Source organism: Rhizobium sp. R693 (assembly GCF_002211315.1).
Classification (GTDB): domain Bacteria; phylum Pseudomonadota; class Alphaproteobacteria; order Rhizobiales; family Rhizobiaceae; genus Rhizobium.
Map to the genome: position 1 here is coordinate 63,362 of NZ_LOKY01000049.1, position 21,318 is coordinate 84,679.

Sequence of the window (21,318 nt, forward strand, 5' to 3'; positions counted from 1 at the left end):
GGGCTGAAGAGAGGGCTGACATGATTCCCGAGGTAAAAGCCAAGCTTCTCGAAGGAAAACGCGGACTGGTGGTCGGCATCGCGAACGATCAGTCGATCGCGTGGGGCTGTGCCAGAGCGTTTCGCGCCTTGGGCGCGGAGCTCGCGGTGACCTATCTCAACGACAAGGCCAAGCCCTATGTCGAGCCGTTGGCCGAGGCGCTCGAAGCGTCGATCTTCATGCCGCTGGACGTCGCAGTACCGGGACAGCTCGAGGCCGTTTTCGATCGTATTACGGAGCAATGGGGCGAACTCGATTTCGTTGTGCATTCAATCGCCTTCTCACCCAAAGATACGCTGCAGGGACGTGTCGTCGATGTGCCGCATGACGGCTTCCTGAAGACGATGGACGTCTCCTGCTGGTCGTTCATCCGCATGGCCCATCTCGCCGAACCGCTGATGAAACGCGGCGGCACGCTGTTCACGATGACCTACTACGGCAGCCAGATGGTGGTGAAGAACTACAATGTGATGGGTGTCGCCAAGGCGGCTCTCGAAAGCGCCGTTCGCTATATTGCCGCCGAACTTGGGCCTAAGGGCATACGCGTTCACGCCATCTCACCTGGCCCGCTGGCGACGCGTGCGGCGTCCGGCATCCCGGAATTCGACGAACTCCTGAGCAAGGCGCAGGAAACCGCCCCGACTCGCAGCCTCGTCTCCATCGATGACGTTGGTATGGCGACTGCTTTCCTGGCTCATGACGCGGCGAGATTGATGACGGGCGATACGATCTACATCGACGGCGGCTATCACATCATTGACTGATGCGATGCGTGCGGGTTGCTCTTCAAGGCAATGCACAAGCCCCAAGACCCGCCGCCTATGTGGCGACGGGTCCGGCACGGGCGTTCGGCAGCGTCAGGAATTGGCTGCGGCGGCGCGCTGTTTGCGGTATTGCACAGTGGGCAGACCGCCCCAGCCCCAATTGTCGAGATCGACTTCTTCGATGACGACATAGGTGGATTCAAGCGGCTTGTTGAGGACGTCGAGCAGCACTTGGCTGACGCCCTTGATGATCGCGGCCTTTTCCTCGGCCGTTACCGAATTGCGGTCGGGTGTGCTTCCCTCGCGGGTAACCTGTACAGTGACGATAGGCATTGTAGTCTCCAATGAAAGAGAATTGTTTGCGTCTTTGACGGCAGCCGCGCTGCTGCAGCGCAGCTGCTCCGTGGTGTGCTGGCTACCAGCGGCCGGCGTTCGCGCCGCCGTCGACATGCAGGATCTCGCCGGTGATGAAGCCCGCGGTCTCGAGATAGAGGACGGCGTCGACGACGTCGCGAATGTCGCCCATGCGGCCGACCGGATTTAGCCCGGCGAGTGCCGAATGCCTTTCGACCGGATGCATCGGTGTCTTGATAATCCCTGGAGAGACCGCGTTCACACGAACGCCGCTCTTCGAGAACTCCATCGCCAGCGACCGGGTGGCCGCGTTCAGACCCCCCTTGGTCAGGGAAGCAAGCACGGAGGGCACGCCAGCGATCGGCTGGTCGACGAGGCTGGTGGTGATGTTGATGATGTGGCCCGAACCCTGTTTCACCATCTCCGCGGCGACGCGCTGGGTGATGTGGAAGAAGCCGGCCACATTGACACCGAGGTTATGGTCGTAGTCTTCCTGGGTCATTTCGACGAACGGCTTGGCCAGGAAAACGCCGGCATTGTTCACCAGTGTGTCGATACGGCCGAAGCGATGAAGCGCCTCGCGGACAACGCGCTCGGCAGTTTCGGTCTTGCTGATATCGCCGGGGACGGCGAGGATGCCGCTGTCCGAACTGGGCTCGATCGACCGGGAGGTGGCGACGACGTGATAGTTCCGGTCGCGGTAGGCCCGCACCAATTCTGCGCCGATGCCTTGCGATGCGCCTGTTATAATGGCGACCTTCTGTTGCATGCTCATGATGTGATCCTTCCAATTGCCGCGGCCGTTGCATTGGGCCGCCCTACGCCCTCGGCGTTGGTGCAATTGATTTAGATCCGTTCTGTATCTGGGAGAATTGTCGATGATTGGACGACAATCAACCGAATTTCGGCATAATCAGGCGAGAGTGCCTGCAGCTGCCGCCATTTGCGCGAATTCAGAGCGTAGGCGAGGCGTTGCGAAATCCACGAAGGCGCGAACTTTCGGCACCGACATGCGGCCATGCGGCGCAAGCAGATGCACGGGCAGCGGTGGGTATTCGGCGTCGGCGAGGACGATCTTCAACCGTCCGTCGCGCACATAAGATGCGACATGGTAGGAATAGAGCCTCGTCAGGCCGCCGCCAGCAGCAGCGGAAGCGGCGGCGGCACGAACGCTATTGACGATGCACCGCGGCGCGAAGTGAACCGTGCGCGGGATAGAGGAACCTTTCGTCGGCGTGAAGCTCCAGGAATCCAAGCCGAAATTACTGAACGCGACGATCTGGTGCTTCGCCAGGTCTGCGGGTTCGTTGATGCGCGGATGGTCGGCGAGATAGCGAGGAGAGGCGACCACGACGCGTCGCACGTCGCCACCGAGACGGGTGGAGACATGCGAGGAGTCCGACAGGTGGCCGATACGCACTGCGAGGTCGACGCCCTCGTCGACGAGATTGACGAACCGGTCCAGCATCAGAAACCGGACAGAAACCGTCGGGTGAAGGTCAAGGAAGTCGTCCAGTATCGGGCGCAGCACTTCTTCTCCAAGAATCGGCGGCGCCGAAATGGTCAGGGTTCCGCGCGGTGCCGCCCGCTCGCCACCCGCCAGCATGTCGGCTTCCTCAAGATCGACCAGCACGCGCCGACAGGCTGCCGCATAGCGTTGACCTGCCTCGCTCAGCTTCAGCGTCCGGGTCGTCCGGTGTAGTAATTCGACACCGACATGCGCCTCCAGGAAGCTCAGGGCGCGACTGACTGCCGTCGGCGATCGTTTGAGATTGCGGGCTGCTCCGGCGAGACTGCCCTCGTCAATCGCCGTCACAAACACCTTCATTGCGTCGATGCGATCCATTGTGCCGCCTCGCGGAATAGTGATTGTCCGGCGGCGAGTATTCACCCGAAATCGGCAGGAAGTAAATACCGGGAGGTGGGGCAGGACAGGTTGCGCCGCCGCTCTATCTGTTCGGTAAGCCGGCACCTGTTCGGGGGTCGATGACAAGCCCAGCGGGTGAAGTGCTCGCGGGATACGAGAGTGACCGGCCAAACCGCGTCTTGCGTTCGCTCAACAAAGGGAGATTGACGATGAAGATTCTGATGGTTTTGACGTCGCATGATCAACTCGGGAATACCGGCAGGCCAACCGGCTTCTGGCTCGAGGAGTTTGCTGCGCCCTACTATGTGTTCAAGGATGCGGGCGCCGAGATCATCTTGGCGTCGCCGAAGGGTGGGCAGCCGCCGATCGATCCCAAGAGCGACGAGCCGGCCAACCAGTCGGAGGCGATGGCGCGTTTCAAGGGCGATCCTGCCGCGCAAAAGGAACTGGCAAACACGGCAAAACTCAGCGACGTCAAGGCGGAAGGTTTCGACACCGTCTTCTATCCCGGTGGCCACGGTCCGATGTGGGACCTCGTCAACGATAGGAACTCAATCGCCCTGATCGAAAGCTTCTACAATGCGGGCAAGCCGATCGCCTTGGTTTGTCATGCTCCCGGGGTCCTAAAAAAGGTAACCTACCAGGGGCAGCCGCTCGTCAAGGGCAAGCGTGTCACCGGCTTTGCGAACAGCGAGGAGGAGGCTGTCCATCTCACCGAGGTCGTGCCCTTTCTCGTCGAGGATGAGTTGAAGCGTCTAGGTGGACACTATGAGAAGGCCGGCGATTGGATCGATTTTACAATTGTCGACGGACGGCTGATAACGGGGCAGAACCCAGCGTCATCCGGCTCGGCTGCCAAGAAACTGCTGAAGCTCCTGAACTCTTGAGCCAGCGGCTGAGGTTGCGTGCATTCTGATACAAATCGGGTGGAACACGACATATCCAGGATACTTCGGACTGATCCCCTGCAGCCACCGTCAACGACCAGTGCGTAAGCACCGGTCAACTGCAGGGTACGAAAATGATCCTATTTCTCATCGCCTATCTTGCAGGGGCGCTGACCATCGTCAGCCCCTGCATTCTTCCGGTCCTGCCATTCGCCCTGTCACGGGCAGGTCAACCGTTTACAAGAAGCATCCTGCCGATGCTATCAGGCATGATCGTGACCTTCGCCGGTGTCGCAACGCTTTCCGCGGTCGGTGGAAGCTGGGCCGTGCACGCCAACGAAATCGGCCGATATGCCGCCATTGCGTTGATCGCAGGCTTCGGCGTGACGCTGCTTTCACCGCGCATCGCGGCGGTGGCAACGCGGCCGGCCGTCGCACTGGGCAGCCGCCTCTCTCAGCGGGCGAGCGGCAAGAAGGGGAGTGCCGGCACCTCCTTCCTTCTCGGTGTCGCGACCGGTCTTCTCTGGGCACCTTGTGCCGGCCCGATCCTCGGGCTTGTCCTGACCGGTGCCGCGCTGCGGGGGGCGAACGTGCAGACGACGCTCCTCCTGACGGTCTACGCCGCAGGTGCAGCTACCTCGCTTTCAATGGCTGTTCTTGCCGGGGGAAAGGTGTTTGCCGCGATGAAGCGATCGCTCGGGGTTAGTGAGCATCTGCGGCAGGCGCTCGGCATCGCCGTGTTGGCCGGCGTTGCGGCAATTGCTCTTGGACTGGATACTGGTTTGTTGTCGCGCATCTCCTATGCGAGCAGCACCCGCATCGAGCAGTCGCTGCTCGATAGGCTGCATGACGCAAGCGATGTCGCCGGTAAGCCGACCGGCAATGCGATGCAGCTTGCCGCGAACGATGCGCGTAAGGGATACCAGAGCGATTTGCCGGTGCTTGGTCGCTTCGTGTCGCTTGACGGTGCGGTGGAATGGCTGAATTCGAAGCCGCTCACGGCCGAGGAATTGCGCGGCAAGGTCGTTCTGGTCGATTTCTGGACCTACTCCTGCATCAACTGCATTCGGACAATCCCCTACGTGCGGGCCTGGGCCGAAAAATATCGGGATCAGGGCCTCGTCGTGATCGGCGTCCATTCGCCGGAATTTGCCTTCGAGAAGCGGATCGACAATGTCCGTCAGGCGATTGACAAGTTTCAGATCGGCTATCCCGTCGCGATCGACAACGATTTCAAGATCTGGCGGTCATTCGGCAACAACTACTGGCCTGCCCACTACTTCATCGATGCCGAGGGCCAGATCCGTCACACCCAGTTCGGCGAGGGAGACTACGGACAATCCGAACGGGTGATCCAGGATCTGCTGGCGGAAGCCGCGGGCAGCAGGAAGGCCGACGCGGCCACCGTCACGCCGGACGCCAAGGGCGCCGAGGCGGCGCCCGACCTCGCGCAGTTGCAGTCCGGTGAATCCTATATCGGCTACCTCCGCGCCGCCAACTTCATTTCGCCGGAAGGTGTGGGAGCAGATGTCGCGCGTGATTACACGGTGGGAAAACCTAATCTCAACGAATGGGGTTTGACAGGCAAGTGGACCGTCGGCGGTGAGCAGGCCTCGCTGGATCAGGCCGGCGGAGGCATCACCTACCGGTTCAGCGCGCGGGATCTGCATCTCGTGCTTGGACCCGGCACGGACGGCAGGAAGATCCGCTTTCAGGTGAAGGTGGACGGCGCAGCGCCAGGCGCGGACCACGGTTCGGATATTGACGCCGAAGGCAACGGCACTGTTTCGGAAACCCGGCTCCATCAATTGGTGCGCCAGTCGGGAGACGTGCGGGAACGGACGTTCGAGATCCGCTTCTTCGATCCTGGTGTCGAAGCATTCGTCTTCACTTTCGGATGAAAGGACAGAACAATGAAAAATCGACGGGAAAACTCTTCGACCTCTGTCGGTACCTTCGCACGCCTCGGCCTTGTGGTTCTGGCGGTGATGGGTGGCAGCGGCCTTGCGCTGAAATTGAACGGCGGACCGAAATCTGAGGAGGCCAGGCGCGTTCCTCTAGCCCTGCATGACGTGGCCGCAACGCCGGGAACGCAGTCGCTGGTGCTCGCTGGCGGCTGCTTCTGGGGCGTCCAAGGGGTGCTTCAGCACCTTGTCGGCGTCGTGAGCGCCACGGCTGGGTATGCCGGCGGGAGTGCTGCGACTGCGACCTACGAGATGACCGAGACCGGACAGACCGGTCATGCCGAAGCGGTGGAGGTCGTCTTCAATCCGCAGCAAGTCACCTACGCCCAGTTGTTGCAGATCTTTTTCTCTGTGGTTCACGACCCGACGCAGATGGATCAGCAAGGGCCCGATGTCGGGATGCAGTACCGCTCGGCGATCTTTCCACTGAACGACGAGCAGGCAAAGGTCGCCTCCGACTACATCGCGCAACTCGGCAAGGAACACGCGTTTAATCGCCCGATTGTGACTTCGATCGAAGTCGGGAAGACGTTCTATCGCGCGGAGGCCTATCATCAGGACTACGTCTACAACAATCCCAGCCAACCCTATGTCTACATTTACGAGCAGCCGAAAATCGAAGCTCTGAAGCAGCTTTTCTCGGCGCAGTATCGGGAGCGACCAGTGCTCGTCGCGGACTAGGCAGGTTGACCTTGGTCATAGCGATGCCGCGGGCGGATGTATCGCCTGCGGCAGTGGAGGGTCGATATGATTCCGGATCGGGGTCGGTCGAACCGGCTCAATCCGCGCCTACACCGCGATACGGTCTTGATGCATCCGAACACATTCGAGACACGCGCAGCCGTCACGCTGAATTTTACCGCTCCCCTGGAGGGATCCGAGTTCCGGATTGGTCTAAACGGGCCAAGCAATTGAGGAGAAAGCAATGCGCATTCTAGTCACCACCTTCGCAATGCTCGCGTTGGCCGCTGCGCCATGCGCCTGGGATAGTGCTCCGGATGAGCCGCCACCGATCGCGGCACTGTTCCTACCGTTGTCATCGCCGGATGCTGGCTCGAAGGAGCCCGCGCCGATTGCGAAGGCCTCCTTCGTGGCGACGTCGTCCAACAACGTATTCGCAGCGGTCGTCGGCGGACTGCGCTAGATTCCCGCGTTTGCCAACATTGGTCCGGTTCCCCGAACCTGAGTGTCGCTGAGCCGAACACTCAGCTCAGGTCGCTCAATTATCGCCGAATGTATGCCAATGTATCTCTCCACCTGATCCCTACACCTGCATGCAATTCCCGCCATCGGGCACACATTGGGTACACACGCCTGCCGGCTTCTATGAATGTCTTTAACGCAATCGGGAGAACATCGATGGCAGAGGAAATCAATCAACAGAGGCGGCGGTTCATGGGCGTGGCGGCCCTGACTGTCGCTGCCGCGCAACTGGGCGTCATCGGGACGAGCGTTGCGCAGGCGGCGACACCGGGCGCCGCCCGCATTCCCACCATCGCGCCAGGCACCAACACGTCGTTCGGCACAATCAAGCAGATCGATGCCGGTCTGCTGAACGTTGGCTATGCCGAACTTGGAGCGAGCGACGCGCCTCCGGTCATTCTCCTGCACGGCTGGCCCTATGACATCCATACCTATGTCGATGTTGCACCGCTGCTCGCCACAGCCGGCTATCGCGTCATCGTGCCCTATCTGCGTGGCTACGGCACGACGCGTTTCCTCTCCGACCAGACGATGCGCAACGGTCAACAGGCCGCAATCGCTGCTGATATCATCGCGCTCATGGATGCGCTGAAGATCGAAAAGGCGCTGATTGCCGGTTGTGATTGGGGAGCCCGGACCGCCGACATTATCGCGGCTCTTTGGGCTGAGCGTTGCAAGGCGCTGGTTTCCGTCAGCGGCTATCTTATCGGCAGCCAGCAAGCCAACAAGGCGCCGTTGCCGCCGAAGGCAGAGCTCGCGTGGTGGTATCAGTTCTACTTTGCCACCGAACGTGGGCGCGAAGGCTATCAACAATACCGGAGCGAGTTCGCCAGGCTGATCTGGCAGCTTGCGTCACCGAAATGGAATTTCGACGATGCGACCTTCAACCGCAGTGCCGCCGCGCTTGAAAATCCAGATCACGTCGACATCACCATCCACAACTACCGTTGGCGGATCAGCGCGGCCGAGGGCGAGCGCAGGTATGATGAGTTCGAAGCGCGGCTGGCCAAGTTCCCGGTTATCGGTGTGCCGACGATCACCCTGGAAGGCGATGCGAATGGCGCGCCTCATCCGCAGCCGGCGGCCTATGCCAAGAAGTTCTCGGGCAAGTACGAGCACCGGCTGATCACCGGCGGCATTGGTCACAACCTGCCGCAAGAGGCACCGCAAGCCTTTGCGCACGCAGTGATCGACGTCGATCGATTCTGATCGGCTTCCCGGCGGCAGCGCAGCGGTACCAACCGCGGCTTTCGGCGAGTTGGTTCAAGCCATTCATGGGCGGCTCATTCATATGTTCGATATGTGCCACCCAGCATGCTGGATTAACCGTCCCGGTCGGAGCGGCTATTCTACCTATTCGTCGCTCTCTTCCGCCTTGGGCGTGGTGCTAAAGAGGTTCTTGAGCGCATTGGTTTTGGTCTTCTGCGCCTTGCTCATCTTCAGCGCGCGATTGGCGGCCTTGGCCTGTTCCAGCATCATTTCAATCTGGATCTGCTGGATTTCGGTCAGTCGTTCCCACTGCCGGTTCAACAGATGATCGACCTTTTCATGGAGGTGGCGGATTTCCAACTCGGCCTTCAGATTGACCTTATAGTCGTTGAGCGCCCGCAACCGATCCTTTGATTCCTGGCGGCGCTGGCTCATCATGATGATTGGCGCCTGCAGCGCTGCAATGGTCGAAAGGATAAGGTTCAGCAGGATGAAGGGATAGACGTCGAAGGCAGCCTTGTCGCCGAGCATCAGATTGATTCCCATCCAGACGGCAAGGAACAAGCAGAAGGAGATGATAAAGGTCCAGCTTCCGCCGAAGGTTGCGACGACATCGGCGACGCGGTCGCCAATCGAACGGTGTTCCTCGTAGTCCTCTTCGATGTTTTCGGCGAGCGTGTCGTGGCTCTTCAGGCTCTCGACGACTTCGTCCTCCAGGTTGGAGAGTTCGCCTCGTTCGTCGCGCAGAAGCTCGGCAATGTACTGGCCGCGATAGTCATCGACCACCTTGCGGCTGATGTAGTCGTCCGAACGGAGGCCAGGGTGCTTCTGCCGCATGAAATCCGCGAGCGAGGGGCGCATATCGTCAAAATGGATGGCCTCCTTTTTCTTCAATGTGGCACCCGTGATCGCGTCCACCAGCTTGACTGACTTTGCCTTGGCCTGAGCGAGGCTCTTGGTGTAGTCATCCATCTCGACGGTGGCGGCCTCTCCGTGGCCGGCGTCGAAGTCGACGATTTCTCCTGCGAAGTCCAAGGGCTTCTCTTCTGCCATCTGCTGATCCTCGTTCCCGATTTTCGCCCGTCTAGCCATCAATTCGAACAGGATTGTGACATTGATCTCCCCCGCAAACTTAGGGGCTTGATGGCTGCTCTCGCAGGGGTCCCAAGAGACCCGCCGCAGCCTGCTTTAGAGACGTAGGCGGATGTTCTTTTGCCATATTTTCGGTCCCTCGGCACTGGCAGGAATGGCGCCACAACGGCGTTACGAGTAGCGGATGCCACCAATGGCAGCAATCGGCCCCATCACCGCCATTGGAATAGCCTCGACGTGCCTTGGCGGGACTCCCTTTGATACTCGCATGACCGTTTTTCAGCGGCAGCTGTCAAGGGCTGCCGCTCTTTTGTCCATAGTGAGTGATGGTTATCTCGGCCACGAGGCCGCCACCGTCCCGGTTGCGCAGCGTCAGCGACCCGCCGATTGCAGCGGCAAGCTGCACGGCGATAGCCAACCCAAGGCCGGTTCCGCCGGTGTCGCGACTACGCGACTGCTCAAGGCGGAAGAAGGGTTTGAGGACGGCTTCCAACTGGTCATCGGGGATACCGGGCCCACGATCCATCACCCTGACGACGATGGCCTCGTCAGCGCCACGCTGTACCTGGATCTCGGCGCTGCCGCCGAACTTCAGCGCGTTGTCGATGAGATTCGTGAGGACGCGCCTTAAGGCGTGCGGGCGCGTCATGATCGCGCCGCTGCTTATCTGCGTTATTGCAACATCCTTGCCGGTGTCCTGATAATCGTAGACAAGGCTCTCGATGAAGGACGAAAGGTCGATGCGCGACGCTTTCTCGACGTTGCCATGGGCGCTGCGCGCATAGGCGACACCTTCCTTGACGAGCCGTTCGATCTCGCTGAGATCCTGCATCAACTTATCTCGATCGCCGAAATCCTCGGCCATCTCAGCCCTGAGCTTCATACGCGTAATCGGCGTTTGCAAATCATGCGATATGGCCGCGAGTATCTGTACGCGCTCCTCGAGATATTGGGCGATGCGCTCGCGCATTGCGTTGAAGGCGGCTGCGGCGTAGGCGACTTCGCTTGGCCCTGTCTCACTGAGGCGAGGGGCCTTCACGTTCGGATCGAGCGTGTCTGCCGCTTTCGCCAGGTTGACCAGAGGGCGAATGGCCTGACGCACGGCAAACCAGCTGCAGAGCACCAGCAGAGCCAGTTGTGCGACGAGTACATAGGGCAGCCAGTCGGCGAGAGGCATGACGCCGGCCGGGTTGACGTCTATCGTCAACGGCGTGCCGTCGCTGAGAGCAAGATGCGCCTGGAGGCGAAAGTTCGGACCCGGGATTGTTTCGACCGTGATCGGATATTTGGACCCGATCGCCGTCCTCACCTTGGAGGCAATTTCGGTGCCGCGCGCGTCGAGCGCCGGCGTTCCCGGCAGGCCCGGCCCAAGAACAAATCTGTAGCTTCCCCGATCAAGACGATCGAGCCAATCCGCGCGCTCGTCCGGTGGGAGCCGATCGAGGATGGCGATCGAGGTCGAAACATCGTTTTCGAGGGTGTTGAACATCATCGACTTTGCAGCCGTGTAGCGCTCGAAAAACAGCACTGTGAACGACATGGCATGCGCAATCGCCAGACCGGCAAGCAGAATAAGAAATAGCCGCGCTCCGAGGGTGCGTGGCCACAGGCGAAATCCATTCAGCAGGGCGTGCGTCGCCATCAGCGGGCCTCGGTGATCTCGATCGGCATTGAAAAGACATAACCCTCGCTGCGGACGGTCTTGATATAGATCGGCTCTCGGGCGTCGTCTCCGAGACGCTGGCGGACACGGCTGACCAGAAGGTCGATCGACCGATCGAAAAGCTCGGCGTCGCGGCCCTGCGTCAGGTTGAGAAGCTGGTCGCGGTTGAGAACGCGCTGGGGGTGGTCGATGAAGACGCGCAGCAGGCGATATTCGGCGCCGCTAAGGGCGATCACCGTCCCGTCGGAATCGATAAGGTGGCGTGCCGTGGTGTCCAGTTTCCACTTGCCGAAGCTCAGCAACTGACCGGCCTCCGACACCTGCAGATTGGGTGGCAGCATACGGGTACGCCGAAGGACAGCTTTGATGCGGGCCAACAATTCGCGTGCCGAAAACGGTTTGGCGAGGTAGTCGTCCGCACCCATCTCGAGACCGATAATGCGATCCATCTCGTCGGTGCGGGCCGTCAGCATGACGATGGGTATGGCCTTGTGTCGGCCGGCACGCAACTCGCGGCTAAGAACGAGGCCGTCGTCGCCGGGCATCATGACGTCAAGGATGATTAGATCAACCGAGTTCGCTTCGAGAAAGGAGCGCATATGCCGCCCGTCCGGAACGGCGGTGACGCGCAGGCCATTCTTTTTCAGGTAGCTCGATACGAGCTCCCTTATTTCGCGATCGTCATCGACAATCAGGATGTGGTCGATATGTTCCATCGCGTGATCTCCATTATTGCACTGCTACCGACGCCCTTGATGTATCCGGCATATGTTTGCGGCATTCAGGCGTGCATCTCGCTGTATCCTGCGGCTCGTTGGACACATTGCGATACAATCTCTGTACCTTGAATTCTTTTGAAAAGTCATGGAAATCGCTCAAGTCGGCGCGACGGCGGTTGGTCGGTAGCTATCCAGCAAACAGGGTGTCGATCAGTTCGGAGGTCGAGCACCGCCAAAGCTCACCTTCTCCAGTTCCTGCCCACAACGACAGAAGGTCCGCCGAGCCTTTTGCGACCGAGGCGGCTCGCAAATCGCGGGTAAACTTGTTTTGCGCCGGTTGGGCAGGTCCGAGGATTTGGACACCGAGCGTGATTTTCCAGACAAGCGATGTGCTTTCGGGGAGGGGTTCAAACCACGTCAATCTTGAAATCCGCACCTTCCCACCGCTGCGAATCCGTCCAGAAAACCGTAAAGACGATGGCGCCGGGACCGAGCGCCTTCGTCGGCAGGTCGCAGACGTAGGTGCCAAAGCCGGTATCGCGGGCATGGCTGTCGGTGGCAGTTGCCCAACCGTCGGTGGACCAGTGTATCAGGGCGGGCTCAGGCAATTCGATGCGCAGGGCACGGCCGGGCGCCATATGGATGCGCTTGGCGTTTGGCCGCCACGAGAAAGGCGCTGGCGCAGGCTTTGCCGCGACATAGCGAGCAAAGGTCTGCGGCGGCATGTCGAAGATTACGCCGTCGCGGATCGAGCGCAGCAGCTTTATATGTTCCGCATGAGCCCAGACCAGGGGCATGGCACTGCCGGAAGGACGACCGAGGAAGAGCTCGCGTTCCGGCACGTCATCGCTATCCCAGATCTGCTCCGGCAGGAGCCCGCCACCGCTAGCCGAGGCCTCCAGCGCTGCCAGCAGGCGTTGCGCCTCGTCCCGTCGTCCGGCGGCGAGTTCGTAGTGGGCGCGCTCACCGGTCAAAAGTGGCCAAAGCCTCCCGACACCGCGGCCGGCGAACGGGGCGCCACCGATCCGTTCGCCGTAGCCGTCTTCATTGTACCGGTACCAGTAAGATCCGGTCGGCAGGTCACGGCGCAGCTCGGCGTCAATCGCTGCGATCGTGCCTAGGATGCGGGGGTCGTCGGCGGCCCGGAGACCGAACCGTACCAGGGCGAGCGCGTCGGGGCTAAGGAGAAGGTCCGCCTCGAGCACGGCGCCGCCATCGTCGCGGTTGCGGATCGGGATGAAGTCTCGACCGAGCGAAGACGCGCCGTCCGTCGCCGTGGCAATGCGAACATAGTAACCGTCGATGCCAAGACGGCGCGACAACTCCGTATCGGTGGCGTAGGTCCACTCTTCGATGCTCTCGTTCCAGCCATCAGCCACCTCCCGCAGATATTGCGCAGCAGACAACCGCCCGGCCGCTTCCGTCGCATCAGCCGCGGCAAGCAACCCGGCGATCTCGACGGCGAGCGTGAAGGGCGAGTAGCCCGCGTCCTCTTCCCAGCGATCCTGCTGGGTGGCTGGCCCATTCGTGACGATATAGGCCGCGGCGGCCTCGATCATCGGCAGATATCGGCCGGTCTCCGAGAGACCGATCACGCCGGCACGCAAAAGCATGTCGTAAAGCAGGATGGGAAAGGCCGTCTCGTCCATCTGGATGCCGTGCCAGTAGGGCCGACCATCGAGCCAGGCGTTTTGCACCCAATGGCCGTCCGCTTCCTGGATCGCCGAAAGATAATCGAGCACCGAACGCGCATCGGCCTTGGCGCCTGCGGCGAGCAATCCGCCTGCCGTTTCCACCAGATCGCGGGTCCAGACCAGATGATAGCCACCGAGGTCGTCGTCGCTCTTGTTGAAGCCCCACGGGATGGAAAGGCTGGCGATGATGGCGCCGGAAGCATCGTCGCAGTGGGTGGCAAGCACGCTGGTACTGACACGATATCGGTTCAACTGGGTGGGATTATGGGGCTCGTCGAGGGCAAGCAGGCCGGCCTGCCAATCCCGCCAGCCGCTCAGATAACGTCTGAGCGCTGGCTCGATACCCTGTTCCAGGCTGAGGATTGCACGGAATGCAGCCTCTTCCGGCTGCGTTCCGAAGCCTATTGCGACCAGTGCCCGCCCTTCGCCAGCCTGCAGGTCGAGCGTTCCCGATAGCGCAACGTTGCCGGACGCGGCATAGCTGTACTCTTCTTTCAGTCCCTCGCCACGCGACAGCGTCTGCCAGCCATCGGAAAAGCCTACATAGCCGGCCGAACGTGCCAGCCAAGGTACAGAGGCGGCAACCGCGAGCACTCGTCCGGAGCCCTCGGCAAACAGCATCGGTCTGCCCTTGAAATCGGCGCACCAGGCGGTGTTGTCGGCACCCCCATTCACGAGATGCGGCGCTACGAGAGCATGCAGCTGGTAGTCGGAAAGGTTGCCGATCAACGCCTCGAAGCGGACGTCCTGCAGCACGACCTCCCGCTCGGGATCTGAGAAGATGGTCTTGGTGATGCGATAGCGACCATCGCGGGCGGTGTTGATGAGGCGGAAAGCCGGAACGCCATCCTCGATCGCCTGCACCTGATGATCGGCGTCGCGCTTCTCCTCGGAAAAGTAGTCATCGGCCGTCACGATGAAACCGAAATCACGCACGCAGGCCATATCGAGCCGGGGCGCATAGATCTCGTTGAGGATGCCGTGGCTTGCCGTGAACCAAACGGGGCTTGCCGGGCCAATAGCGGTGCCGACCGCGCTCTTATCACTTGATGTCCAGCGAGGCTCAATACCGGGAGCGCCGGGAGGGTCTATGGAACCGGGGGGTAAGATCGGAAAGCTCAAGTGATGATCCTCCGCTTAGTATGCACCCTCTTCAGTGAGCCATCCTTGGGTTGAAATCAAGCAACACCGCATTGCGCGTGGCGCTTGACAGACGGTACCGATCTTGCGCCGATACGCAGCGCGGGAAGGATTGAGTGCACGGATCGGGCAAAGGAGCGTGAAAGAGATGACAGACATAGCTGGAAGCCCTGTGGCGGAGCAGGTGCGGACCTCTGGCAAGCCCGAGGCCGGTGCTGCGCCAGCCGACCGTATCGTGCTTGCCGTCGATGTCGGTGGGTCGCATGTGAAGGTCGAACTCAGCAGCGGCAGCGAGCGGCGTGCGGTCGAATCTGGCGACCAGATGACGGCGACCAAGATGGTGGCGTCGCTGCGCGATCTTACCAGCGACTGGCATTACGATGTCGTCACCGTGGGTTACCCCGGCCCTGTGGTCGGCAACCGGGCTGCGGCCGATCCCTTCAATCTTGGCCCCGGATGGAAGAATTTCGATTTCGAAGTCGCCATCGGCCGGCCGGTGCGGATGGTCAATGACGCCCTGATGCAGGCGATCGGCAGCTATGAGAAGGGCCGGATGCTCTTCCTCGGCCTCGGCACTGGCCTCGGCTCGGCCATGATCGCCGAGAATGTCTGCATGCCTCTGGAACTGGCGCACATGCCTTACCGGAAAGCAACCTTCGAGGACTATGTCGGCGAACGTGGTTTGAAGCGGCGGGGCAAAAGCAAATGGCGGAAATCGGTCTTCGATGTCGTGGATCGTCTAAGCGCGGCGCTACTGCCTGACTACATCGTGATCGGCGGCGGCAATATCGACCGACTCAAGGAGTTGCCGCCGAAGTGTCGACGCGGCAATAACGACAACGCTTTTCGCGGCGGCTTCCGTGTCTGGCTGGACGATAGCCTGCGGATTTGAGCGACAACGCCTCCGGCCGGATCGCGCCAAAGGCCGATATGGAGCCATTCCCCAAAGAGCGGGACCATCGGAAACCAACAGCTGCAGGGAGCGCAGCGATCAGCGTCTAAGCCGTCGCGCGCTACAGCCGCGAGGCGATGTGCGTGCCCGGTGAAGGAGCACGCACACCATCAACGGATCATCAGCGAAAACCGCCGCTTGCGACCAGTCGTTCGCCGGTCAGCCAGCGGGCATCGTCGGAAGCGAGGAAGACGGCGATCCCGGCGATATCGTCCGGCTGGCCAATGCGGCCGAGCGGAGTCTGGGTCACTGCGCTGCGCTCGAAATCCGAGCCGATAAACCCTGCTGTGTGGGTTCCCTCGGTCTCGACGATGCCCGGGAGGATCGCATTGACCCGGATTTTGCGCGGGCCCAGCTCATTGGCAAGCACGCTGGTAATGCTGTCCACTGCGCCCTTTGTCCCGGTGTAGACGCTGGAGGCTGGCGGAGCCAGACTGGTCACCGCCGACGAGATGTTGATGACGCTGCCGCCCTCATCGAGATGCTTGAGCGCTGCTTGGGTGCTCAGCAGAACGCCCAGAACGTTCACGTCGAACATGCGACGATATTGTTCCTCGGTCACCTGCTCGATCGGCGCGAATTCGTAGACGCCAGAGTTGTTGACCAACACGTCGAGCTGACCGAATTCCTTGACTGCAGCGTCCACCAATCCCTGCGCCTGTTCGGCCTTCGAAACGTCGCCTTGGACTGCGATGGCTTTGCCACCGGCCGCCGTAATCGTCTCGACCACTGCGTCTGCTCCCGCCTTGCTCGAAGCGTAGTTCACCACCACCTGTGCGCCTTCGGCTGCGAGTGCCTTGGCGATCGCGGCACCGATCCCTTTGGAGCCTCCCGTCACGACGGCGACTTTTCCAGCGAGCTTGCCCATCCTGCATTCCTTTCTACTCGGAGTGCCGTCGGAACTGACGGCGTTGTTCCGTAGTTCGGAAATTCGGAACTGTTGATCTTGGTTTCAAGCCCCCATATACAAAAATCATGAGACCGCTCTTTCATCCAGCAATAGAGGACGTACGGCCTGAAGCTATCCTGCATGCCCTCTCCGATCCGGAGCGCGCGGCGATATTCGCGCAAATTGCGGGCAGCGGTTCCGGCGGGACGTGCGCTGCGTTTGCCAACATGCGCGAGCGCGTAATCCCCAAGTCATCGCTATCGAACCACATCAAGGTGCTGCGCGAGGCCGGCCTTATCCGCTGCGAGCGTCAGGGTGTCGAAATGCGTAACCATTCGCGCTGTTCGGAATTGGATGAACGCTTTCCAGGTCTCGCTACGGCCATTCTGAGTGCTTACGGATGGTTTCCCCGAGAAGCGAAGGCGGATTGACAGCTATACAACGGGTTGGGCGAGCCGTCTTTGCTGGGCGCCTGTCAATGGCTCATCAGCAGCGGAACAGTGGCATGGGACAGCAGGCGATAGGTAACACGGCCGAGGAGAAGTTCGAGCAGATACCCATGCTTGAACGCGCCAATCAGAATGCACGTGGCGTTCACCGATGTGCCAAAATCGAGGATGGTGTTGCCGACCGAGCGGCCGGTTGATGAGGTGACGACGATCTCGGCATCGAGTCCCAGCTGACGGCAGATTTCCCTCGCGGTGCTCTCGTAATGCCTGTTCGGCTTATCGTCGACACAGAGCACGGTTATACGGTTGGCGGCGAGGAGCCAGCGCCTTGCGGCAACCATTGTGCGGCGCGCGTGCTCATGCGGTTTCCAGCCGATGAGAACGTGGTCCAGCAGATGTCCGCGGTAGCCACTGGCCGGCGGGACGAGCACAAGCTTGCCTTCATGAAAGAGGACATTGTGGAAGACATCACGGGCATCGAGATTGCCCCTGTAGGGCGTGATGACAAGCGACGCGTTCTGACACACGTCGCCGACGCAGCGGCGCAGGTCACCCTGGCAATCGCCGAGCACCAGGCTTTGCCGGTGAGGAGCGCTGAGTTTCCACTCGCCGAAGAGCCGCTTGACGCGCTCGTACCGCTCGTGGGTCGATCCTTCCTCAAGCTCCCGCAGCATCTGCAATTCGATTTCCTCAGCCGACACAAGCATCGCCAGTGGGTCGGCACCGATATGTACGGCGGCGATGCTATCCTGTACGGCATCGGCCGCGTCGTCGGCCAGATCTAGGCAGGACTGTGCCGAGGACGGATCGGGCAGCAGCACGATAACATCGGCATCCTGAGTGAGGTCACGAACGTTGCGCGGCACCGCGCCTGCGTTAGGCGCGTTGAAGCCTTCTGACCAGTTTTGGTGATCGCTGGTTGTCGTGGTCACGCCGGCCCTCCTTCTTTGGATCGGCCTCGCAAAGTTACTCGGTGATAATACGCCAATATAGCCGGTGTTGAAATCGTCTCTGCAGACGAAGGCAACCTATTTTGAGAACTTGTCGACTAGGCGGGCGCCGGCATTCCAGGTTGCGTGATGTCGCTGGCATTGTTCCCGGCGGTCTTGCGCCTTGATCGCGACCTGTTAGAATTTCGGGTGCCAAGCTTTTGTGTTGGCTGCATTTTTGGGTTCCCTCTGGCGATGTGCGGTGCGCGATGGAGATGCCAGCTACCTCTAAGCTCAGTTATGGCGCGGAGCCCGGATTGCGCTTCGCCCTGCTCTTGGATGGGCGGGGTGGCTGTACTCAGCTGGATATTGCCCAAGCGCGACGATGGAAGCCCGAGGACGGGATCATCTGGCTGCATTTCGAACGCAATCATGCGGCGGCGGCCGATTGGATCAACAGGGAAAGCGGCCTCGACAGCTTCGTCACGGAAGCGCTTCTCGAAGAGGAGACGCGGCCACGCGTCGAACCGGTCGACGATGGGCTCTTGATCATCCTTCGCGGCGTGTGCGCGACCGCTCCGGACGAAGAGCCGGAGAAGCAGACCGATATCGATCTCGTGCCACTGCACATGTGGGTCGACGTCAACAAGGTTATCTCGCTACGGGACCGCGGCCACTACATTACCGCGCTTCGCGACATTCGTCTGGCGCTCGAGAAAGGCAAAGGCCCGCATCGCACTGGAGATCTCCTGTCGCTGATCGGCGACAAACTTGTGCGCGATCTGGAGCCCGTGCTCGACTCCATGGATGAAGAGGTGGACGAGCTTGACGAGATGATTTTTCAAGGTGAGGCAAGCGAGGTGCGCGAGCGCTTGAAGCTGTTGCGCCGGCGGTCCGTTCAGCTTCGCCGTTACCTTGCACCGCAACGCGATGCTTTGAACCGTATCGAGCATGACGACGCGCCATGGCTCCTTGAGCGCGACAAGTTGCGGATGCGCGAAGTGATCGACAAGCTGATGCGCTTCATTGAATACCTCGACGCTATTCGCGACCGCACGGGCATTCTGCATGACGACCTTTCGACCGTGATCAGTGAGCGGATTGCGCGCAACTCCAACCGACTGGCGGCGCTGGCGGCCCTGCTACTGCCGCCAAGCGTGGTGGCCGGCCTGTTCGGGATGAACGTCGGAGGCATTCCGGGGGTCAACGACACCTGGGCCTTCATCATCATCGTTGTGTTCGTGACGGTCACATCGGTTGCGACGCTCTGGGTGCTTCGGCGGATCGGCTGGCTCTGACCAGTGACAGTATCACGTGTACAGGCAATGCGTTCCAGCAGTGAGGGCGGCACGCGCCATGTGGGTGGCCACGGTCTTCATCGTCATTTCGCTGCGCGCCGCGTCGCTGATCTCCGCGCCTTACCCGAGGTTTCAGTCACGTCGCCGTGATTTCAACCACGCGTTCTTGACAATGGATTTGCGCGGTAAATATCTGTGATCTCCGGCTTCAGACGTAAGGCCCCAACTCAGCATGATCGACACGCGCTTTTCGACTGCTTTACAGATTGTCATCAGTGTGGCTGTCAACGAAGAGGCAAATCTCCGCACCACGAGCCAATCACTTGCGCAAGGGCTCGATACAAGCGCCAGCTTCGTACGCAAACTGCTGCTGCCGCTCAATGAAGGCGGCATCCTCGCCACCGCTCAGGGTGGCAAGGGTGGTATCAGCTTGGCGCGGCCGCGCAACCAGATATTGCTCAGCCAGATCTATGCTGCCGTAACCGGCGACAAGAAGATCTGGGCGACCCGGCACGACATCCCACATGAGGGCCTTGTGGGCGAGAATATCGGCGATCTCTCGGAGTTTCTTTGCGATCGAGCCGAGCGGGCCGTCGTCGACATGCTTGGTTCGGTGACCATCGAAGACAGCGTGGCGGAGCTACGCCGCCTCGAGGCACAGAAATCGGCCGGCGCCCGGCAGCCGGCGGATGCGAGCTTCGTGAGTGGCCACCACGCCGCCGAGTAGCGTTATCCTTAAAACGAAAGGGGCGGCCGGGCAGGGAACCCGAGCCACCCCTCCTAACTGATCGGAGGTCAATCTGATCAGAAACTCTCAAGCGCGGCACCGCGCTGCCTCTCCCCATGACTTTAACCACAGAGAGAGGCAGAAACGCGGCGCCGCTTTTTGATTAGAATGCGCGCTGGAGGCGGAAGAAGCCAGTCGTCACGTCGTCGCCGTTGTCCGGGTCGAGGTAGTTGACGGTTGCCTTGGCGTAGAGGTTGTCGACGATCTGATAGTCAACCGTCAGGCCGACCTTCCAGGCATCGTTGTTGTCGTTGAAGTCGCCCGCAGTGATGCCGTAGTTGCCGTAGTACTGGACAGCCGGGGTGATCTTCAGCTTGTCGGTCGCCTTGATCGCGTATTCAGCAGCGATTGCCCATTCAGCAGCCTGATAGTAGGAGTTCGGGCCGCTCGAATAGACGCCTGCGAGGCCGAGGGTGCCCGGGCCTATAGCAACCGTACCCATGGCGCGAACAGCGCCTTCTTCGTTATCCGTGTCGTAGCCAGCCGTGACCTGGTAGGTGAATACGCCAGCCTTGCCGCCGATGGCGACTGCTACGCCGACGTTGTTCGGATTTTCGCCGCTGCTGTAGTAGCCGTCTTCCAGCTCGTCAACGCTGATGCCAGCGTAGAAGTTGTCCGCCTCATACTGATAACGGATCGAGTTATGCAGCGTAACCTTGCTGCCGACGTCGTCGGTTTCGCCCGAGAGACCATCGTCCCACCAGCTGTAGAACAGACCGGCGCGGAAGCCAGCGATGTCGATGTAGGCGGAGTCAAGCAGAGCCGCCTGTGAGGAAGCGTTGTCGGCGTTGGTCTGCAGGACGATCACACCAGTGAGCGGGCCGTATTCGGTGTCGCTCTTGGCAGTGAACTGAACCTGGCCACGGGTGTAGGCGTCCCAGTCAGAGTCGTTGGCGACATTGGCGCCGCTGCCCTTGGTCGCGCTGGCGTTCGGGCCGGCGTTGACCTGGAAACGGATGTAACCGCTGATCTTCAGGCAGGTTTCGGTGCCCGGGATGTAGAAGTAGCCGCTGCCGTAAGCGTCGCAAACGCGGACGTATTCAACCGGCTCCGGCTCGGCAGCAACGATGGCGTCAGCAGCCTGTGCGCTCGAGATAGCAGCCAAGGCCGCCGCCGAGCTCATGAGGATCGTCTTAATGTTCATAGTCAGTCCAATCTTCTGTCGATTGGGCACAGGTCATCACTGCCGAAAACCGGCTCTACCTACCCCAAATTGTTTCGTACAAGCCCTTGCGGGAAACGCGGTACGTCCGCAGCGCCAAATTACATTTCCGATCAAATGTATCAATCATAGATACTGTCAAAATTGAGTTTTGCTGCAAGGCGGAATTTGGGTGTTGCGCAAAGGCAACTATCGCTTTCTGCGCAAGAATACGTTTACTACCGCAGGCTATAACCGATTGTTACTCAACACGTTTT

Annotated in this window: 20 protein-coding genes; 10 read left to right on the top strand and 10 right to left on the bottom strand. The window is 60.5% G+C overall.

The window, feature by feature from the left end; genetic code table 11:
• Positions 1–20: 20 nt before the first annotated feature.
• Entirely contained in the window at positions 21–803 is a 783-nt protein-coding gene (fabI, locus tag ATY79_RS29340) for an enoyl-ACP reductase FabI (RefSeq protein WP_088695142.1), read from the top strand.
• Positions 804–896: 93 nt separating this feature from the next.
• On the opposite strand, the gene ATY79_RS29345 is transcribed toward fabI, so the two are convergent.
• From ATY79_RS29345 to ATY79_RS29355, 3 genes are all read right to left on the bottom strand, one after another.
• The gene (locus ATY79_RS29345) at positions 897–1,136 is read right to left on the bottom strand and encodes a 4-oxalocrotonate tautomerase family protein (RefSeq protein WP_088695202.1); all 240 of its coding nucleotides are present in this window, start codon (positions 1,134–1,136) and stop codon (positions 897–899) included.
• An 82-nt stretch (positions 1,137–1,218) separates the two neighbouring features.
• Positions 1,219–1,932: an SDR family oxidoreductase gene (locus ATY79_RS29350; protein WP_088695141.1), complete on the bottom strand. Its 714-nt coding sequence runs from the start codon at positions 1,930–1,932 to the stop codon at positions 1,219–1,221.
• Positions 1,933–2,070: 138 nt separating this feature from the next.
• Positions 2,071–3,003, bottom strand: coding sequence for a LysR family transcriptional regulator (locus ATY79_RS29355; RefSeq protein ID WP_088695140.1), 933 nt, complete (start codon positions 3,001–3,003; stop codon positions 2,071–2,073).
• A gap of 230 nt (positions 3,004–3,233) precedes the next feature.
• Between ATY79_RS29355 and ATY79_RS29360 the strand changes: the two genes are divergently transcribed.
• From ATY79_RS29360 to ATY79_RS29380, 5 genes are all read left to right on the top strand, one after another.
• Positions 3,234–3,911 carry a type 1 glutamine amidotransferase domain-containing protein gene (locus ATY79_RS29360; RefSeq protein WP_088695139.1) on the top strand — a complete coding sequence of 226 codons (678 nt, stop codon included), beginning with the start codon at positions 3,234–3,236 and terminating at the stop codon, positions 3,909–3,911.
• Positions 3,912–4,045: 134 nt separating this feature from the next.
• Complete coding sequence (locus ATY79_RS29365; RefSeq protein WP_088695138.1) at positions 4,046–5,812, top strand: cytochrome c biogenesis protein DipZ; 1,767 nt, start codon at positions 4,046–4,048, stop codon at positions 5,810–5,812.
• Between the two features lie 12 nt (positions 5,813–5,824).
• Positions 5,825–6,556 carry a peptide-methionine (S)-S-oxide reductase MsrA gene (gene msrA, locus ATY79_RS29370; protein ID WP_088705731.1) on the top strand — a complete coding sequence of 244 codons (732 nt, stop codon included), beginning with the start codon at positions 5,825–5,827 and terminating at the stop codon, positions 6,554–6,556.
• A gap of 244 nt (positions 6,557–6,800) precedes the next feature.
• Complete coding sequence (locus tag ATY79_RS29375; protein WP_088695136.1) at positions 6,801–7,019, top strand: hypothetical protein; 219 nt, start codon at positions 6,801–6,803, stop codon at positions 7,017–7,019.
• Positions 7,020–7,234: 215 nt separating this feature from the next.
• The gene (locus tag ATY79_RS29380; protein ID WP_088695135.1) at positions 7,235–8,287 is read left to right on the top strand and encodes an alpha/beta hydrolase; all 1,053 of its coding nucleotides are present in this window, start codon (positions 7,235–7,237) and stop codon (positions 8,285–8,287) included.
• A gap of 144 nt (positions 8,288–8,431) precedes the next feature.
• Here the strand turns inward: ATY79_RS29380 and ATY79_RS29385 are convergent, their stop codons facing one another.
• From ATY79_RS29385 to ATY79_RS29405, 4 genes are all read right to left on the bottom strand, one after another.
• Positions 8,432–9,340, bottom strand: a complete 909-nt coding sequence (locus tag ATY79_RS29385; RefSeq protein WP_088695201.1) for a DUF1003 domain-containing protein — start codon at positions 9,338–9,340, stop codon at positions 8,432–8,434.
• A 331-nt stretch (positions 9,341–9,671) separates the two neighbouring features.
• Positions 9,672–11,021, bottom strand: a complete 1,350-nt coding sequence (locus ATY79_RS29390) for a HAMP domain-containing sensor histidine kinase (RefSeq protein ID WP_088695134.1) — start codon at positions 11,019–11,021, stop codon at positions 9,672–9,674.
• Entirely contained in the window at positions 11,021–11,758 is a 738-nt protein-coding gene (locus ATY79_RS29395; RefSeq protein ID WP_088695133.1) for a response regulator, read from the bottom strand. Before ATY79_RS29395 ends, ATY79_RS29390 begins: the two co-directional genes overlap by 1 nt.
• Before the next feature lie 410 nt (positions 11,759–12,168).
• Positions 12,169–14,577 (bottom strand): glucan 1,4-alpha-glucosidase, encoded by a 2,409-nt coding sequence (locus tag ATY79_RS29405; RefSeq protein WP_088705733.1) that lies wholly within the window; start codon positions 14,575–14,577, stop codon positions 12,169–12,171.
• Between the two features lie 166 nt (positions 14,578–14,743).
• On the opposite strand from ATY79_RS29405, the gene ATY79_RS29410 reads away from it, so the two are divergent.
• Positions 14,744–15,487, top strand: a complete 744-nt coding sequence (locus ATY79_RS29410; protein WP_245306933.1) for an ROK family protein — start codon at positions 14,744–14,746, stop codon at positions 15,485–15,487.
• 181 nt (positions 15,488–15,668) lie between these two features.
• Here the strand turns inward: ATY79_RS29410 and ATY79_RS29415 are convergent, their stop codons facing one another.
• Positions 15,669–16,415 (bottom strand): glucose 1-dehydrogenase, encoded by a 747-nt coding sequence (locus tag ATY79_RS29415; RefSeq protein WP_088695130.1) that lies wholly within the window; start codon positions 16,413–16,415, stop codon positions 15,669–15,671.
• A 107-nt stretch (positions 16,416–16,522) separates the two neighbouring features.
• On the opposite strand from ATY79_RS29415, the gene ATY79_RS29420 reads away from it, so the two are divergent.
• Positions 16,523–16,867, top strand: coding sequence for a helix-turn-helix domain-containing protein (locus ATY79_RS29420; protein WP_088695129.1), 345 nt, complete (start codon positions 16,523–16,525; stop codon positions 16,865–16,867).
• Between the two features lie 44 nt (positions 16,868–16,911).
• Here the strand turns inward: ATY79_RS29420 and ATY79_RS29425 are convergent, their stop codons facing one another.
• Positions 16,912–17,817 (bottom strand): universal stress protein, encoded by a 906-nt coding sequence (locus ATY79_RS29425; protein WP_088695128.1) that lies wholly within the window; start codon positions 17,815–17,817, stop codon positions 16,912–16,914.
• Positions 17,818–18,083: 266 nt separating this feature from the next.
• Between ATY79_RS29425 and ATY79_RS29430 the strand changes: the two genes are divergently transcribed.
• Complete coding sequence (locus tag ATY79_RS29430; RefSeq protein ID WP_088695127.1) at positions 18,084–19,112, top strand: CorA family divalent cation transporter; 1,029 nt, start codon at positions 18,084–18,086, stop codon at positions 19,110–19,112.
• Between the two features lie 232 nt (positions 19,113–19,344).
• On the top strand, positions 19,345–19,839 hold the full coding sequence (locus ATY79_RS29435) for an Rrf2 family transcriptional regulator (protein ID WP_088695126.1): 495 nt from the start codon (positions 19,345–19,347) through the stop codon (positions 19,837–19,839).
• A gap of 163 nt (positions 19,840–20,002) precedes the next feature.
• On the opposite strand, the gene ATY79_RS29440 is transcribed toward ATY79_RS29435, so the two are convergent.
• Positions 20,003–21,043 (bottom strand): porin, encoded by a 1,041-nt coding sequence (locus ATY79_RS29440; protein WP_088705734.1) that lies wholly within the window; start codon positions 21,041–21,043, stop codon positions 20,003–20,005.
• Between the last annotated feature and the right edge of the window lie 275 nt (positions 21,044–21,318).

Coding starts and splice junctions, on each gene's coding strand:
- fabI (WP_088695142.1), top strand. CDS start 21: ATGATTCCCGAGGTAAAAGCCAAGCTTCTCGAAGGAAAACGCGGACTG.
- ATY79_RS29345 (WP_088695202.1), bottom strand. CDS start 1,136: ATGCCTATCGTCACTGTACAGGTTACCCGCGAGGGAAGCACACCCGAC.
- ATY79_RS29350 (WP_088695141.1), bottom strand. CDS start 1,932: ATGAGCATGCAACAGAAGGTCGCCATTATAACAGGCGCATCGCAAGGC.
- ATY79_RS29355 (WP_088695140.1), bottom strand. CDS start 3,003: ATGGATCGCATCGACGCAATGAAGGTGTTTGTGACGGCGATTGACGAG.
- ATY79_RS29360 (WP_088695139.1), top strand. CDS start 3,234: ATGAAGATTCTGATGGTTTTGACGTCGCATGATCAACTCGGGAATACC.
- ATY79_RS29365 (WP_088695138.1), top strand. CDS start 4,046: ATGATCCTATTTCTCATCGCCTATCTTGCAGGGGCGCTGACCATCGTC.
- msrA (WP_088705731.1), top strand. CDS start 5,825: ATGAAAAATCGACGGGAAAACTCTTCGACCTCTGTCGGTACCTTCGCA.
- ATY79_RS29375 (WP_088695136.1), top strand. CDS start 6,801: ATGCGCATTCTAGTCACCACCTTCGCAATGCTCGCGTTGGCCGCTGCG.
- ATY79_RS29380 (WP_088695135.1), top strand. CDS start 7,235: ATGGCAGAGGAAATCAATCAACAGAGGCGGCGGTTCATGGGCGTGGCG.
- ATY79_RS29385 (WP_088695201.1), bottom strand. CDS start 9,340: ATGGCAGAAGAGAAGCCCTTGGACTTCGCAGGAGAAATCGTCGACTTC.
- ATY79_RS29390 (WP_088695134.1), bottom strand. CDS start 11,021: ATGGCGACGCACGCCCTGCTGAATGGATTTCGCCTGTGGCCACGCACC.
- ATY79_RS29395 (WP_088695133.1), bottom strand. CDS start 11,758: ATGGAACATATCGACCACATCCTGATTGTCGATGACGATCGCGAAATA.
- ATY79_RS29410 (WP_245306933.1), top strand. CDS start 14,744: ATGACAGACATAGCTGGAAGCCCTGTGGCGGAGCAGGTGCGGACCTCT.
- ATY79_RS29415 (WP_088695130.1), bottom strand. CDS start 16,415: ATGGGCAAGCTCGCTGGAAAAGTCGCCGTCGTGACGGGAGGCTCCAAA.
- ATY79_RS29420 (WP_088695129.1), top strand. CDS start 16,523: ATGAGACCGCTCTTTCATCCAGCAATAGAGGACGTACGGCCTGAAGCT.
- ATY79_RS29430 (WP_088695127.1), top strand. CDS start 18,084: ATGGAGATGCCAGCTACCTCTAAGCTCAGTTATGGCGCGGAGCCCGGA.
- ATY79_RS29435 (WP_088695126.1), top strand. CDS start 19,345: ATGATCGACACGCGCTTTTCGACTGCTTTACAGATTGTCATCAGTGTG.
- ATY79_RS29440 (WP_088705734.1), bottom strand. CDS start 21,043: ATGAACATTAAGACGATCCTCATGAGCTCGGCGGCGGCCTTGGCTGCT.